This window comes from Agrobacterium sp. 5Ca39 (assembly GCF_055382365.1).
The window spans coordinates 139,433-154,164 of the sequence record NZ_AP026436.1 but is presented as its reverse complement, the minus strand read 5'-3'; the positions used below and the strand labels follow the sequence as shown (position 1 = coordinate 154,164).

Sequence of the window (14,732 nt, the reverse complement as noted above, 5' to 3'; positions counted from 1 at the left end):
CCCAACAACATGACAGCCGGTGAAACCCGGCCAATTTGCCAAGGTTCAGAACGCCAGCACCCTGAGGGGATTTTTGAACGAACACACCCATCGCGGACGATGCGGCATCGACGCTTGCCAGACCTTCTTGAACCAAGAAACGAAATACCGGATCGGCACCGGTACGGCAGTGCGGCGTCATGCCTGGAAGGGGAGAGACCCCATTCCGCCGTGGAAATACCACCAATCTTTATGGTTAATTCCTTGCTTGAAAGTTAAGAAACGCGGCGTTGCGGGTCAAACGGTAAAATTTGTAAAGTCTTTTAACGGCCCCTGCCCCGACTTTGCCGCAAATGAGCAAAAACAAAAAGGAATCGAGCGCTTCGGGCGGTTTTTCCGGCCTGTGTGCTGGACAAGCGCGGGTGGCTTCCCCTAAAACAAATCAACGGGATATTCGCGCAGCGGTGATGCTTTAAAGAGACGTTTTCGATCAAGGAGATGCCAACTTGCAATGGATGGAGAAAGGCCGCAGTTCAAGGCGCCATCCGCAAGTGCTGATCGGTCTCGTGGTCGCCAGCCTTCTTCTCATGATCGGCTTCCAGGCGCCTTCGGGTATCAAGCCGCTTTCCAAGACCAGCCGCCTCGAACGCATGCAGACCGTCGATCTTGGCCGCTCCCTTTCGCTTCGCGACAAGGATTGCGACAACGGCGGTGATTTCGGTTGCCGGTCAGGCAATGCGGCCCCGGGTATTGGTCAGGACGCGTTTTCCTTAACCGCCGTCAGTGTTGACCTTGAGGCAAAGGCGCGGCTCGTTGCTGTTGCCGTCGCGCCACAAGCGTCCCGAGACTTTGCCAGCGTGGTACCACGCGCGCCTCCGCATCTTATGTACTAGTCATTCCGGCGGTCATCATCATTGGATTCATTGGAATCCTGAGGGATTGGAGTCGTCGGAAATCCGCCGCAAGCTCCCATTCCAGAGAGAAAACCGCCGCCGCATATGACACTTGCAACCATTCTTCCTTTTATTGTCGCATTGCCCTTCGTCGGCGCACTCCTGACGGCGTTCATGCCGCGCGAGGGTGCTGCTGCAGCTCCCGCTTCCGTTGCAGGGGCAGTTGCCCTTTTCGGGCTGGTCAGCAGTATTTTCCTTTATACCAGCGTCAGCGGGGGCGCCGTTCTTAAATACGATGTGGAATGGCTGCCGCAGCTCGGTTTGAACTTCACACTGCGGCTCGACGGATTTGCCTGGATCTTCTCGATGCTGATTACCGGCATCGGCCTGCTGGTGGTGCTTTACGCCCGCTACTACATGTCGACTGAAGACCCCATACCGCGCTTCTTCGCCTTTCTTCTCGCCTTCATGGGTTCGATGCTCGGCGTCGTTCTATCCGGCAACGTCATTCTGCTGTCCATCTTCTGGGAAATGACGAGCATCTTCTCATTCCTCCTGATCGGCTACTGGCACCAGAATGCCGGCGCCCGCGACGGCGCTCGCATGGCGCTGACAGTGACGGGGATTGGTGGCTTCAGCTTGCTGGCGGGTCTGCTGATCCTCGGTCACATGGCCGGCAGCTACGATCTCGACAGGATCATCGAGGCCGGCGCCGCCATTCGCGCGCATCCGCTTTATGTGCCTGCGCTCATTCTTATTCTCGGCGGCGCTCTGACGAAGAGCGCGCAGTTTCCCTTTCACTTCTGGCTGCCCAATGCCATGGCGGCACCAACACCCGTTTCCGCCTATCTCCACTCGGCTACCATGGTGAAAGCGGGTGTTTTCCTGCTGGCAAGGTTCTGGCCGGTGCTTGCGGGCACGCCGGAATGGTTCTGGCTGGTCGGCGCGGCCGGCGTCATAACTCTGCTGCTCGGTGCCTACTTTGCCATGTTCCAGCAGGATCTGAAGGGATTGCTGGCCTATTCCACCATCAGCCATCTCGGGCTCATCACCACGCTGTTAAGCCTTGGCAGCCCGCTCGCTGCGGTGGCGGCCATCTTTCACATGGTCAACCATGCCACCTTCAAGGCCTCGCTCTTCATGGCGGCCGGCATCATCGACCATGAGACCGGAACACGTGACATGCGGCGGCTGAGCGGGCTCTATACCTATATGCCGGCAACGGCGACACTCGCCATGGCGGCAAGTGCGGCCATGGCCGGGGTTCCTCTGTTCAACGGGTTCCTCTCCAAGGAAATGTTCTTTGCCGAGTCCGTCGAAACCCATGCCGACTCGCTTCTCGACCGGGCGCTGCCCTATGTGGCAACATTATCCGGCGCATTTGCCGTCGCCTATTCGCTGCGCTTCATTCACACGGTGTTCTTCGGCCCCAAGCCAGTCGATCTGCCAAACCCCAATCCGCACGAGCCGCCGCGCTGGATGCGGTTTCCGATCGAATTCCTCGTCTTCGCCTGCCTGATCGTCGGCATCGTTCCGAGCCTTTCCATCGGCCCGTTCCTGCATACGGCCGTGCTTTCCGTTCTCGGCGCACAGACACCCGTGTACAGCCTGTCGATCTGGCACGGTTTCAATCTGCCGCTGATCATGAGTATCGCGGCGCTGATCGGCGGGGTAACGATCTACGTCCTGCTCGGCGGTTATTTCTCGCGCTGCGATGACGGTCCGCCGATCTTCCGGCATTTGCGGGGTCAGCGCATCTTCGAGCGCATTCTCGTCACCGTGTCCTGGAAGTGGGCGCGGTGGCTGGAAAGCACGCTCGGCACCCGGCGCCTGCAGCCGCAGCTGAGGCTTCTTATCCTCGTGGCGCTTCTTGCCGGTTTCTCGCCGCTCTTCCTTTCGGAATTCTCCCTGTCGCTGCCGCGGGTAACAACCTTCGATCCGATCTTCGCCATTCTGTGGCTGATCGGTATGATTGCGGCCATGGGTGCTGCCTGGCAGGCGAAATATCATCGCCTTGCAGCCCTTGTCATGCTTGGCGTTTCGGGGCTCGTCACCTGCCTCACCTTCATCTGGCTTTCCGCACCGGATCTGGCGATTACCCAGCTTTTGGTGGAAATCGTCACCACCGTTCTCATCCTGCTCGGCCTCAGGTGGTTGCCGAAACGCTTCGAAAAAGTGGACAGCAGCGATGAGTTGCCGGCGCAGCTTCGCCGTGCCCGCGATTTCCTGCTGGCCGCCGCCAGCGGCATTGGAATGTCCGTCATCGCCTATGCGGTGATGACGCTGCCAGTTCCGAATGCCATTGCGACCTATTTCCTCGAACGCGCTTACAGCGAAGGCGGCGGCACCAATGTGGTCAACGTCATCCTGGTCGATTTCCGTGGCTTCGACACCTTCGGCGAAATCGCGGTTCTGGCCATCGTGGCGCTCACCGTCTTCGCGCTGCTTCGCCGTTTCCGTCCCGCCCATGAAAGCATCGGACTTCCGGAACAGCAGCAGATGCAGAACGCCTTCGATGCGGAGCGCCCGGATCGCAGCAAGGGCGATACCGTTCGCGATTATCTCTACGTGCCATCCATCGTGATGCAGTGGATGTTCCCCGTCATCATCACCTTTTCCATTTTCCTCTTCATGCGCGGCCACGATATGCCGGGCGGCGGTTTTGCGGCCGGTATCACCATGGCGATCGCCTTCCTTCTGCAATATCTCGCCGGCGGGGCGCGCTGGGCCGAGGACCGCATCCGCATCCTGCCGCTTCGCTGGATGGGCTTTGGCCTGTTGATGGCGGCGGCGACGGGTATCGGCTCGTGGTACTTCGGCTACCCGTTCCTGACCTCTTATTTCCAGTATACGGAGATACCCTATATCGGCAAAATGCCGACGGCTTCCGCCCTGCTGTTCGATCTCGGCGTCTTTTCGCTGGTCGTCGGCTCCACCGTTCTTATTTTGATAGCACTGGCACACCAATCGTTGCGCAACTACCGCGTTCGCACGCCTGACGCCGCAAAAGCGGAGGACGTGTAATGGAACTCATTCTTTCAATCGGCATCGGCATCATGACCGGCTCCGGCGTATGGCTCATCCTGCGCCCGCGCACCTATCAGGTCATCGTCGGGCTTTCGCTTTTGTCCTATGCCGTGAACCTGTTCATCTTCGGCGTCGGCGGCATCAAGACCAACGCACCCCCGGTGCTGGTGAACGGCGTCGACAGTTCGACGCTTGCCGACCCGGTGCCGCAGGCGCTGGTGCTGACCGCAATCGTCATCGGCTTTGCCACGACAGCGCTTTTCCTTGTCGTGCTGCTCGCAGCGCGCGGCCTCACCGGCACTGACCATGTGGACGGGAGGGAGTCGAAATGATGTCGTTCCCCTTCCACATCGTCATCGCACCCATCCTGCTGCCGCTCATTACCGCCGCGCTGCTGCTGTTTTTTGACGAGCGCCAGCGTGTGGCCAAAGCCGCGATCAGCTTCACCTCCACGGTGCTGCTGCTGGTGGTTGCGATTCTGCTGTTCCGCGAGGTGAACTCAACCGTTAATACCGAGATCGCTGCTGTGGTTTCGAGCGGCGTCTATCTGCTCGGCAACTGGCCGGCACCCTTCGGCATCGTGCTCGTCGCCGACCGCCTGTCGGGCCTGATGGTCCTGTTGACCGCATTGCTCGCCATTCCCTCGCTCATCTATTCGATGGCGAAATGGCACAAGGCGGGTGCCCATTTCCATTCGCTGTTCCAGATGATGCTGATGGGCGTCAACGGCGCGTTCCTGACCGGCGACCTCTTCAACCTTTTCGTATTCTTCGAAGTGATGCTGGCGGCATCTTACGGGCTGCTGCTGCATGGCTCCGGCCAGCAACGCGTCAAGGCAGGGCTGCATTATATCGCCATCAACCTCGTTGCCGCCTTGTTTTTCCTGATTGGCGTCAGTCTGATCTATGGCGTGACGGGCACGCTGAACATGGGTGATCTCGCCCACCGGATCGAGGGGCTGAACCCCGACCAGCGGATGCTGCTGGAAACCGGCTCGGCCATCCTCGGCATCGCGTTTCTGGTCAAGGCCGGCATGTGGCCGCTGAATTTCTGGCTGCCCTCCGCCTATGGTGCGGCATCTGCACCGGTCGGCGGCCTATTCGCGATCATGAGCAAGGTCGGCATTTATGTCATCGCCCGCCTCTCCTTCCTGCTGTTCGGCCAGACGGCCGGGGAATCGGCCGGTTTCGGCCACGATGCGCTGCTGGTCGGCGGCATCGCCACCATCATCTTCGGTGCCATCGGGGTTCTGGCGTCGCAGGCGCTGGGACGGCTTGCCGGCTTTTCGGTTCTGGTCTCATCGGGAACGCTGCTTGCAGCCATGGGTACCGGCAATCCCACGGTGGCGGCCGGCGCACTTTATTACCTTGTCAGCTCCACCCTCACCATCAGTGCCTTCTTCATGCTCATCGAACTTGTCGAGCGCGGGCAGGATGCGGGCGCAAACGTTCTTGCCGTAACCATGGAGGCTTATGGCGAAGGCGAGGAAGAAGACGAGGAAGAGGAAATCGGCGTGACCATGCCTGCCACCATGGCCGTGCTGGGCGCATGCTTTGCCGCCTGCGGCATCCTGCTCGCCGGCCTGCCGCCGCTTTCCGGCTTCATTGCCAAATTCTCGATGCTATCGGCCATTCTCAATCCGTCCGGTCTCGGCGCCAATGACAGCATCTCCACCCTGTCATGGTGGATCGTCTTCCTGATCGTCTTTTCCGGCTTCGCTTCACTGATCTCGATGACCCGTGCCGGCATCCGTACTTTCTGGGCCTCCATCGAAGGCACCGTGCCGCGCGTGCTCGTCATCGAAATCGCACCCATCATGCTGCTTCTCGGCCTGACACTCGCCATGACCGTTCAGGCGGGACCGGTGATGCGTTACATGCAGGAAACGGCGCGCATCCTCGATCTGCCCGCGAGCTATATCCAGGGCGTCATTTCCGCGCCACGGGCGGGCGGCAACCCGGAGGCAGAGCCATGATGAACCGTGTCCTGCCCTACCCGCTATTGACCGTTTCCCTGATTTTCTTCTGGATGACGATCAACAGTTTCTCGCCGGGGCATCTGCTGCTCGGAACTGCGGTGGCGCTCATCGCTTCCTGGGCGATGGCGTCGCTGAGGCCGGCAAAACCCCGGATCCGCAACTGGCATCGGCTGGTGCAGCTGATCCTTATCGTGCTTTACGATATCGTCAGGTCCAATCTCTCGGTCGCGAAGATCATTCTGTTCAGGCGCGAAAGGGACCGCAAATCGGGTTTTCTGGCCGTGCCGCTCGATATACGCGATCCCATGGCGCTGGCCGTTCTGGCGACAATCCTCACCTCGACGCCGGGAAGCGCCTGGCTTGAATATAATTCCAGTCAGGGCACGCTCCTGCTCCACGTCCTCGACGACGTGGACGAGGCCGCGTGGATAAGCCTCATCAAGAACCGATATGAAAAACTGCTGATGGAGATATTCGAATGAGTTCGATTATCCTTTTCTGGTCCTTTTCGCTGGCGCAGCTGATGCTGGCCATTGCCATGACGATTTCGGTCTATCGCATCGCCATTGGCCCGCGCGCCCAGGACCGGGTGCTCGGCATGGATACGCTCTATGTCAACGCCATGCTGCTGCTGCTGACCTTCGGCCTGCGCACCGGCAACGACATCTATTTCGAGGCATCGCTGCTGATCGCCATCCTGGGCTTCGTGTCCACCGTCGCCCTTTCCAAATTCCTGATGCGCGGGGAGGTCATAGAATGAGCAACGCCGCAGAATTTCCGCTCTGGGCCGCCATCGCCGTGGCTTTCTTCGTCCTCCTCGGCGCCTCCCTGACGCTGATCGGCACTATCGGCTTTGCCAAGCTCAACAGCTTCTATGAACGCCTGCATGCGCCCACACTCGGCACCAGCTGGGGGACCGGCGGCATCGTCATGGCCTCCATCATCTATTTCTCCGTCTCCGGCGGCCGCTTCGCTTTCCACGAAATCTTCATCGGCATTTTCATGACGGTGACGACGCCGGTTTCCCTGATGCTGCTGGGGCGGGCCGCGCTTTATCGGGACCGGGCGGAGCAGAATTCGGATAACCGAGAGCATTTGTAATTGCTTAGGTGCGCGTTGAAGCAATGACTTTACGAAAAGTCAGGGAAATCCTCCTGCTTCGAACGGTCTTCACCCCGTTCACAATATCCGATTTGCGAGCCGGAATTTCGTGAGTCCAATGATAACGCCCGGAGTCCATGAGCAGGACACCTGAGCGGGGCTGAAGCACAACGCCACATGTGCCGGATCCGCGCAAATCGCGGAAAACCATCTCGCAAGCGGATAGAAGGCTTATCGACACGATTGTATCGTCGAAACAGGGGACACAATCGACATGCGCGCTGATCCCCTGCCCTGGAAAGTATTCGTTCGCGATAACCTGATCAGGCAAGTTCTCGCAGTGGCCGTTCCTCACTAATCTTCTGGCGAACACGCCCAGCCATGGCGGCAAAGGCCCGAGATAGGCATCCGGCGCAACTGCGCGGGCTTTATAGTCATACCGATAACCGAAATGCTGCACACGACGCTTCAGTTCCGTGCTCCACCCACCGGCATCCAATATGGTTGCGGTGGCAGCTTCCTCTTGCGGCGAAAGGAAGTCACCGAAATATATGACGCCGGGCGGTAAAGAAGATGGAATTACAGTATGATCCATTTGCGGGCTGTTCTCCCTTTACGATGAAAAACGTGTGTTGCAAACTCGTCATTCTCATCTAGCGCAGAGGTGCCGTCATCTTTCGTTTTATGTGTGCGTATCCCGGATAGTCGGAAAACTGAAACGGGTACGCAACCGGTCTAGCAAAACCACTGCGTTCAGCAGCCCGATCCATATCAAAGGCTCCATCGTAGTGAGAACTGTTTACGACAGTAATTGCAACTTTGCCGGAGCTCAAAAGATGGGCTGCGGCACTCCCAAGAAAACGGCGATCAATTTTGTTGTCACGAGCATTTCACGCCGAACGGTCACAGGAATGGCAAATCGCCAAGCTGGGCAAAAAATCCATTAAGCAGAGGTTAAGTATCTGCCAAGCATCTGATATGTTTGGGATAATGTTAGCGGACGAAATACACTCACCCAAAAAACATATTTACGAGGATTTTCGCCTACCCGCCCCCGAGGCAAATGTTTATTGCCATTATGGCTATCGTTGAATCCCACAAGATTAGGTCGGATCGGTCCGAACACGCACCTATATAAATATCAATCTGGAGATTTAATGGTGCCCGGAGGCGGATTTGAACCACCGACACGCGGATTTTCAATCCGCTGCTCTACCAACTGAGCTATCCGGGCACTTCAGGTCCTTGAAGAACCTCCGCTTTTCGCGGTCGGGGTCGTTTGCGCCCCGAAAGTGAGCGGGGTTATAACATCTTGTTCGAACATGGCAAGCGCCCTTCCGAAGTTTTTTGACAGTTTTTTCACGGCGCCTGTGGATGGCTGGAAAGAGCGCAGGGCGAAGGCCGGTTCACGCAGGAAAACTCACTGTATGGCCTCCTGATGCCAGAGCGCATTTGCCCGCGTCATGTTTGCGAGGGACCTATCCCGGCCGGTGGCGGGCGCAGCATGGCAGGTGGGGCTATGCCCCTTCGCGGCGCCGTGCTGCGAAACCAAGCGCGAAAGGCACCACGGCTACCAGCGCCGCCATGACGGGCGAAGACGCAAAGATGCGGCTTGCAAGCGAGGTGACGGCTACGGAGCGCACGACCGTCATCAGGCGGGAGTTCTCGCGGTCGCGCTCATGGTGGGGCTGTGCGGGCCTGTGGCGGGACATCTCGGCCGCCTCAAGCCGCTTGACATCGCGCCGGATCTTTTCGACCTGTTGGCGAAGCTCGTCCAGTTCGGCACGCAGCGCCGGGTCGATGGTATTGGCGGCAGGTGTCCTCCTGGCTGCGGTTTTTTCCACCGTCTCTTCGGCAGCTACAGCTTCCGCCTCTTCGTCCAGTTCGGCCAACTCGTCGTCCAGGTCTGATGGCTTATCGAAACCGTGGGATCGCAGTGGTGCTTTCATCGCTGTCTCCTGAGGCGTGCTGAATTGCGGCGGCGGGCGCTTTTGCCCGGTCAGACTTTTCAACGCCTCAGCCCAGCAAAGGATGCATGGAAAGCGGGTAGACAGGCATAATAAAACAGGCCCCGAAGGGCCTGTTCAATCATCTCACTGGAGCCTCAGGCCGCCTTCGCGGCGCTGGCATAGGGATCGAAGCGACCGTAGAAGGTCTCGCCCTTGGCGGCCATATCCTTCAGCAGCGGCGTTGGCTGGAAGCGCGGTCCGTATGTCTCGCTGAGCTTTTCGGCGAGCGCGACGAAGCTCTTCACGCCCATGCCGTCAATGTAGGACAGCGCGCCCCCGGTATAGGGCGCGAAGCCGAAACCGAGGATGGAACCGACATCCGCCTCACGCGGATCGGTGACGATGCCCTCTTCCACCGTGCGGGCGGCTTCCAGCGCCACGGTGACGAGGAAGCGCTGCTTCAGCACCTCCATATCCACGTCTTCAGGCTTCTGCTGCGGATAGAGGTCCTTCAGGCCAGGCCAGAGGGACTTCTTGGCGGGCTTTGGCGGGTAGTCGTAAAAGCCCTTGGCGTTCTTACGGCCAAAGCGGCCCTCGCCTTCCACAAGCTTCTTCACCAGTTCCATATGGCGCGGATCGACCGCCTTTTCGCCGAGATCGGCGACGGTGGCTTTCAGGATCTTGTAGGAAAGATCGATGGCCACTTCGTCGTTCAACGCCAAGGGGCCGACCGGCATGCCGGCGAATTTCGCTGCATTTTCGATCATCGCGGGCGGCACGCCTTCGATCAGCATGTCGTAGCTTTCGGCCATGTAACGCAGCACGCAGCGATTGACGAAGAAGCCGCGGGTGTCGTTGACAACGATCGGGGTCTTCTTGATCTTGGCCACATAATCCAGCGCGACGGCGAGCGCCTTGTCGCCGGTTTCCTTGCCGAGGATCACTTCCGTCAGCATCATCTTCTCGACCGGCGAGAAGAAGTGGATGCCGATGAAATCGGTCGGACGTCTGGAGTTCTTTGCCAGCCCCGTGATTGGCAAGGTGGACGTGTTGGAGGCAAAGATCGCTCCTTCGGGCAAAACGGCTTCCACGGCCTCGATGACGGCCTTCTTCACGTCGCGGTCTTCAAAGACGGCCTCGATAACGAGATCGGCATCAGACAATGCAGTGTAATCCGCCGTGGGAGTGACGAGATCGAGCAGGGCCTTGCCTTCATCCTGCGTCAGCCTGCCCTTGCCGATGGCGGCCTTGACGCTTTCCTCGCAATGGCCCTTGCCCTTGTCTGCGGCTTCCTGATCGCGATCCACCAGCGTGACGGGAATACCCGCTGCGGCGGTGACGTAAGCGACGGCCGCCCCCATGAAGCCCGCCCCAACGACGCCGATCTTTTTGAACTCCGTCTTCGGCTGGCCGGACGGACGGCGCGCGCCCTTGCCCAGCTCCTGCATGGAAATGAACAGCGAGCGGATCATGCCGGAGGCTTCCTTCGAGCGAAGGATTTCGGTGAAATAACGCTGCTCCACCTTCAGCGCCGTATCGAAGGGCAATTGCAGCCCTTCATAAACGCATTTGAGGATGGCGAGTGCGGCCGGATAATTGCCGGCACTTTCGCGGCGGAGGATCGCCGGAGCGGCGGGCCACAGCTGGGCAGCCGCAGGCGTCCAGATGCCGCCGCCGGGGGCCTTGAAGCCCTTCTCATCCCAGGGTGCTACCGGCTTCAGGCCGTCCTTGATCATCTGCTTTGCAGTTGCGACCAGCTGATCCGGCTCGACTACCTGGTGCACCAGCCCCATGGCCTTGGCGCGTGCACCGGTCAGCGACTGGCCTGTCGTCATCATCTGCAAGGCAGATTGTGCATCGGTCAGGCGCGAGACGCGCTGGGTGCCGCCAGCGCCCGGGAAGATGCCGACCTTGACTTCCGGCAGTGCGATCTTGAGGTTCTTGGCGCTGGAGGCCACGCGGCCGTGGCAGGCGAGTGACAGTTCGAAAGCGCCCCCCATGCAGGTGCCGTTGATGGCGGAGACCCAGGGCTTGCCGTTGGTCTCGATCTTGCGGAACAGGCCGGTCATGCGGCCCACCAGCTCGAACAGCTTTGCTGCCGCCTGATCCGGGTTCTTCGTCTTCTCGTCATTGTAGAAGGAGAACATCGACTTGATCATCGACAGATCGGCGCCGCCGGAAAAGGTACTTTTGCCCGACGTGAAGACGACGCCCTTGACGGCGCTATCGGCGACGGTGGCGTCGAGAATGGTGTTCAACTCGTCCATCACCTCTGACGTGAAGACGTTCATGGACTTTTCCGGCATGTCCCAGGTGACGAGGGCAATGCCGTCTGCGTCCGTCTCGATGGTGAAATTGGTGTAAGTGCTCATTTGGGATTCCTCTTCCCTGAATCGTAGTGGCCGCTTCGCTTTCCTCGTCATCCTCGGGCTTGACCCGAGGATCCAAGCACCGGGGATAGATCCTCGGGTCAAGCCCGAGGATGACGGAAGCGGGGCCGTAGCCGCTGCCTTAAACCCGCTCGATGACGGTTGCTGTACCCATGCCTGCACCGATGCAAAGCGTGACGAGCGCGGTGTTCAGATCGCGCCGTTCCAGCTCATCCAGCACCGTCCCGAGGATCATCGCGCCGGTTGCACCCAGCGGATGACCCATGGCGATTGCGCCGCCATTGACGTTCATCCGGTCGTGATCGATGTCGAAAGCCTGCATGTAGCGCAGGACCACGGCGGCGAAGGCTTCGTTGAGTTCGAAGAGATCGATATCGGCAAGCGACATGCCGGTCTTCTTCAGAAGCTTTTCGGTTACGTCAACCGGGCCGGTCAGCATCAGCGCCGGGTCGGAGCCGATATTGGCGAAAGCCTTGATACGGGCACGCGGCTTCACGCCCATTGCCTCGCCGCCCGCTTTCGAACCAACCAGCACGGCGGCAGCACCATCAACGATGCCGGATGAGTTGCCGGCGTGATGTACGTAGTTAATCCGCTCCACTTCCGGATGCGCCATGATGCCGACAGCTTCGAAGCCGCCCATTTCACCGGGCATCTGGAAGGACGGGTTTAGCGAAGCCAGCGCCTGCATATCGGTGCCGGGGCGCATGTGCTCGTCGCGGTCAAGGATCGTCAGGCCGTTCTGGTCCTTCACCGGAATGACCGACTTGTTGAAATAGCCCTTTTCCCAGGCATGCGCGGCGCGCTTCTGGCTCTCGACGGCATAGGCGTCGACGTCGTCACGGGAGAAACCGTATTTCGTGGCGATCAGATCGGCCGACACGCCCTGCGGCATGAAGAAGGCCGGAAAGTTGACCGAGGGGTCCATGTACCAGGCGCCGCCCGACATGCCCATACCGACGCGCGACATGCTTTCGACACCGCCGGCGATGACGATATCGTCCGAACCGGCTTTGACCTTGCCGGCTGCGAAGTTGATGGCATCGAGACCGGAGGCGCAGAAGCGCGAGATCTGCATACCCGGCGCCTTGTTGGAGTAACCGGCCTCGAAGGCGGCGGCCTTGGGGATGACGGCGCCGGCATCCATGACAGGATCGACGCAGCCCATGATGATGTCATCGACAGCGGAAGTGTCGAGCCCGTTGCGGTCGCGGATGGCTTCCAGCGTCTTGGCGGCAAGGCGAACGGAAGGCACCTCATGCAGGCTGCCATCCTTCTTGCCGCGTCCGCGCGGGGTGCGGACATGGTCGTAGATAAATACGTCGGTCATAAACTCTCTCCCTGCGGCGCGGTCAGCGCCATGTCTCAGAATGCTTCCGCGGCCAGTTCCATCATGGTGTCCGCCCCGGTTTCGATGCGGGCCTTGCGCAGCGCCGTTTCCGGCATGATGCGCTCCATGTAAAACTTCGCCGTGACAAGCTTGGTCTTGAGGTAATCCTCATCCGAAGCGCTGCCTGCCGCAAGCGCTTCGCTGGCGGCTTTCGCCATGCGCGCCTGCATGTAACCCAGCACCACGATGCCGAAGAGATGCATGTAGTCGGTCGAGCCGGCACCGGCATTGTCGGGCTTTGCCATGGCGTTCTGCATGAACCACATGGTTGCGGCCTGAAGATCGTTCAAGCCCTTCTTCAAACCCTTGGTGTAGAGGCTGAGCTTTTCATCGCCGCGGTTTTCCTCGCAGAAATCGCCGATTTCCTTGAACAGCGCCATCACGGCGCGGCCGCCATTCATGCCGAGTTTGCGGCCCACCAGATCAAGCGCCTGGATACCGTTCGCACCCTCATAGATCATGGTAATACGCGCATCGCGGACATATTGGCTCATGCCATGTTCTTCGATGTAGCCATGACCGCCAAACACCTGCTGCGCCATCACGGCGTGGTCGAAGCCCTTGTCAGTCAGAACACCCTTGAGGATCGGCGTGACGAGACCGAGCAGGTCGTCTGCCGCCTGCCGCTCCTTCTCATCGGTCGAGCGGTGGGCGATGTCCGATTGCAGCGCTGTCCACAGGAGGAAAGCGCGGCCAGCCTCGTTATAGGCCTTGATGGTCATCAGCGTGCGGCGGATATCCGGGTGCACGATGATCGGATCGGCCTTTTTGTCCGGGAATTTCGCGCCGGAAAGCGAACGGCCCTGAATACGCTCACGGGCATATTCGACGGCGTTCTGATAGGCGATTTCGCCTACGGAAAGCCCCTGCAGGCCGACGCCGAGGCGCGCCTCGTTCATCATCACGAACATGGCCGAAAGGCCCTTGTTTTCCGCACCGAGCAGATAACCCGTCGCATCATCGTAATTCATGACGCAGGTGGCGTTGCCGTGAATACCCATCTTGTGCTCGATCGCACCACAGGTGACGCCGTTGCGCTCACCGGGCGTGCCGTCTTCCTTGACCAGGAATTTCGGCACGATGAAAAGCGAAATACCCTTCGTGCCTTCAGGTGCGCCCTCGATGCGGGCGAGCACCAGATGGACGATATTATCGGTCATGGAATGTTCACCAGCCGAGATGAAGATCTTCTGGCCGGAAATCTTGTAAGTGCCATCTCCCTGCGGCACCGCCTTGGTGCGCAGGAGACCGAGATCGGTGCCGCAATGGGGTTCGGTGAGGTTCATGGTGCCGGACCAGATACCTTCGACCATTTTCGGCAGATAGGTCTGCTTCTGCTCCGGAGTACCGTGAACGAGAACGGCGGCAATAGCGCCCTGTGTCAGGCCGGGATACATCATCAAGGACAGGTTGGCGGAAGACATATATTCGCCGATCGCCGCATGCAGCGTATAGGGCAGGCCCTGCCCGCCAAATTCCTGGGGAACGGCAAGGCCGATCCAGCCGCCTTCGCAATAGGCGTCATAGGCTTCCTTGAAACCATCGGGCACGGAGACAGAACCGTCATCGGCGCGCTTGCAACCCTGCTGGTCACCGGAAAGATTGAGTGGGAAAAGTCGTTCCTCGGCAAGCTTTGCCGCTTCGCCGGTGATTGCCTCGATCATGTCGGGCGTCGCATCCTCGAAGCCGGGCAGGTTATTATACCGCTCCAGGCCGAGAACGTCATTCAGGATAAAAAGCGTGTCCTTAACTGGGGCCTTGTAAACAGGCATTACCGATGTTCCTCCGCATCGTGGGCGCCGGAGATAATCCGGCCGATATGACGTGACAATATTTGACGTGCGCGTAAACGTCAAATAAATTCCATGGGGTTATCGCTCTCCCTTTTTGCGTAATTGTCCTCCGCACCGCCCCGGGGCTCGGCCTGCACCGCAAAAGTTAAAAAATTCCGACCTTGGTTAACCACTTCTTTACCACGTTTCGTGAATTCTCCCGATGGAGGTAACTGCTTCGTTCATCGGCGCA

At 59.3% G+C, this 14,732-nt stretch carries 13 protein-coding genes and 1 tRNA gene; 8 read left to right on the top strand and 6 right to left on the bottom strand.

From position 1 onward, the window contains the following. Positions 1 to 19 precede the first annotated feature (19 nt). From ACZ47E_RS00730 to mnhG, 8 genes are all read left to right on the top strand, one after another. On the top strand, positions 20 to 415 hold the full coding sequence (locus tag ACZ47E_RS00730; RefSeq protein WP_161794457.1) for a hypothetical protein: 396 nt from the start codon (positions 20 to 22) through the stop codon (positions 413 to 415). Between the two features lie 79 nt (positions 416 to 494). Next, the gene (locus tag ACZ47E_RS00725) at positions 495 to 872 is read left to right on the top strand and encodes a hypothetical protein (protein ID WP_035206773.1); all 378 of its coding nucleotides are present in this window, start codon (positions 495 to 497) and stop codon (positions 870 to 872) included. A gap of 105 nt (positions 873 to 977) precedes the next feature. Further along, positions 978 to 3,896, top strand: a complete 2,919-nt coding sequence (locus tag ACZ47E_RS00720; RefSeq protein ID WP_278067208.1) for a monovalent cation/H+ antiporter subunit A — start codon at positions 978 to 980, stop codon at positions 3,894 to 3,896. Further along, on the top strand, positions 3,896 to 4,231 hold the full coding sequence (locus ACZ47E_RS00715; RefSeq protein WP_003514993.1) for a Na+/H+ antiporter subunit C: 336 nt from the start codon (positions 3,896 to 3,898) through the stop codon (positions 4,229 to 4,231). Before ACZ47E_RS00720 ends, ACZ47E_RS00715 begins: the two co-directional genes overlap by 1 nt. Next, positions 4,228 to 5,874, top strand: coding sequence for a monovalent cation/H+ antiporter subunit D (locus ACZ47E_RS00710; protein ID WP_004439856.1), 1,647 nt, complete (start codon positions 4,228 to 4,230; stop codon positions 5,872 to 5,874). Before ACZ47E_RS00715 ends, ACZ47E_RS00710 begins: the two co-directional genes overlap by 4 nt. Beyond that, positions 5,871 to 6,359, top strand: a complete 489-nt coding sequence (locus tag ACZ47E_RS00705; protein WP_004439853.1) for a Na+/H+ antiporter subunit E — start codon at positions 5,871 to 5,873, stop codon at positions 6,357 to 6,359. The genes ACZ47E_RS00710 and ACZ47E_RS00705 overlap by 4 nt, the downstream gene beginning before the upstream one ends. Further along, positions 6,356 to 6,637 (top strand): K+/H+ antiporter subunit F, encoded by a 282-nt coding sequence (locus ACZ47E_RS00700; protein ID WP_004439850.1) that lies wholly within the window; start codon positions 6,356 to 6,358, stop codon positions 6,635 to 6,637. Before ACZ47E_RS00705 ends, ACZ47E_RS00700 begins: the two co-directional genes overlap by 4 nt. After that, on the top strand, positions 6,634 to 6,978 hold the full coding sequence (mnhG, locus tag ACZ47E_RS00695; protein WP_004439848.1) for a monovalent cation/H(+) antiporter subunit G: 345 nt from the start codon (positions 6,634 to 6,636) through the stop codon (positions 6,976 to 6,978). The genes ACZ47E_RS00700 and mnhG overlap by 4 nt, the downstream gene beginning before the upstream one ends. Before the next feature lie 4 nt (positions 6,979 to 6,982). Here the strand turns inward: mnhG and ACZ47E_RS00690 are convergent, their stop codons facing one another. From ACZ47E_RS00690 to ACZ47E_RS00665, 6 genes are all read right to left on the bottom strand, one after another. After that, positions 6,983 to 7,573 carry an alpha-ketoglutarate-dependent dioxygenase AlkB gene (locus ACZ47E_RS00690; protein ID WP_112555890.1) on the bottom strand — a complete coding sequence of 197 codons (591 nt, stop codon included), beginning with the start codon at positions 7,571 to 7,573 and terminating at the stop codon, positions 6,983 to 6,985. A gap of 563 nt (positions 7,574 to 8,136) precedes the next feature. Beyond that, positions 8,137 to 8,212: transfer RNA gene (locus tag ACZ47E_RS00685), tRNA-Phe, on the bottom strand. Between the two features lie 283 nt (positions 8,213 to 8,495). Next, positions 8,496 to 8,927: a hypothetical protein gene (locus tag ACZ47E_RS00680; protein WP_045532852.1), complete on the bottom strand. Its 432-nt coding sequence runs from the start codon at positions 8,925 to 8,927 to the stop codon at positions 8,496 to 8,498. Positions 8,928 to 9,082: 155 nt separating this feature from the next. Beyond that, a complete protein-coding gene (locus ACZ47E_RS00675; protein ID WP_006697648.1) occupies positions 9,083 to 11,299 on the bottom strand; it encodes a 3-hydroxyacyl-CoA dehydrogenase NAD-binding domain-containing protein in 2,217 nt (738 codons plus the stop codon). A 139-nt stretch (positions 11,300 to 11,438) separates the two neighbouring features. Beyond that, on the bottom strand, positions 11,439 to 12,647 hold the full coding sequence (locus ACZ47E_RS00670) for an acetyl-CoA C-acetyltransferase (protein ID WP_004439838.1): 1,209 nt from the start codon (positions 12,645 to 12,647) through the stop codon (positions 11,439 to 11,441). Between the two features lie 35 nt (positions 12,648 to 12,682). After that, positions 12,683 to 14,479 carry an acyl-CoA dehydrogenase C-terminal domain-containing protein gene (locus ACZ47E_RS00665; RefSeq protein WP_077986626.1) on the bottom strand — a complete coding sequence of 599 codons (1,797 nt, stop codon included), beginning with the start codon at positions 14,477 to 14,479 and terminating at the stop codon, positions 12,683 to 12,685. Between the last annotated feature and the right edge of the window lie 253 nt (positions 14,480 to 14,732).

Bases quoted from the DNA above. Each gene is read 5' to 3' on its own strand.
- ACZ47E_RS00725 (WP_035206773.1), top strand. From the start codon at position 495: ATGGAGAAAGGCCGCAGTTCAAGGCGCCATCCGCAAGTGCTGATCGGT.
- ACZ47E_RS00720 (WP_278067208.1), top strand. From the start codon at position 978: ATGACACTTGCAACCATTCTTCCTTTTATTGTCGCATTGCCCTTCGTC.
- ACZ47E_RS00715 (WP_003514993.1), top strand. From the start codon at position 3,896: ATGGAACTCATTCTTTCAATCGGCATCGGCATCATGACCGGCTCCGGC.
- ACZ47E_RS00710 (WP_004439856.1), top strand. From the start codon at position 4,228: ATGATGTCGTTCCCCTTCCACATCGTCATCGCACCCATCCTGCTGCCG.
- ACZ47E_RS00705 (WP_004439853.1), top strand. From the start codon at position 5,871: ATGATGAACCGTGTCCTGCCCTACCCGCTATTGACCGTTTCCCTGATT.
- ACZ47E_RS00700 (WP_004439850.1), top strand. From the start codon at position 6,356: ATGAGTTCGATTATCCTTTTCTGGTCCTTTTCGCTGGCGCAGCTGATG.
- mnhG (WP_004439848.1), top strand. From the start codon at position 6,634: ATGAGCAACGCCGCAGAATTTCCGCTCTGGGCCGCCATCGCCGTGGCT.
- ACZ47E_RS00690 (WP_112555890.1), bottom strand. From the start codon at position 7,573: ATGGATCATACTGTAATTCCATCTTCTTTACCGCCCGGCGTCATATAT.
- ACZ47E_RS00680 (WP_045532852.1), bottom strand. From the start codon at position 8,927: ATGAAAGCACCACTGCGATCCCACGGTTTCGATAAGCCATCAGACCTG.
- ACZ47E_RS00675 (WP_006697648.1), bottom strand. From the start codon at position 11,299: ATGAGCACTTACACCAATTTCACCATCGAGACGGACGCAGACGGCATT.
- ACZ47E_RS00670 (WP_004439838.1), bottom strand. From the start codon at position 12,647: ATGACCGACGTATTTATCTACGACCATGTCCGCACCCCGCGCGGACGC.
- ACZ47E_RS00665 (WP_077986626.1), bottom strand. From the start codon at position 14,479: ATGCCTGTTTACAAGGCCCCAGTTAAGGACACGCTTTTTATCCTGAAT.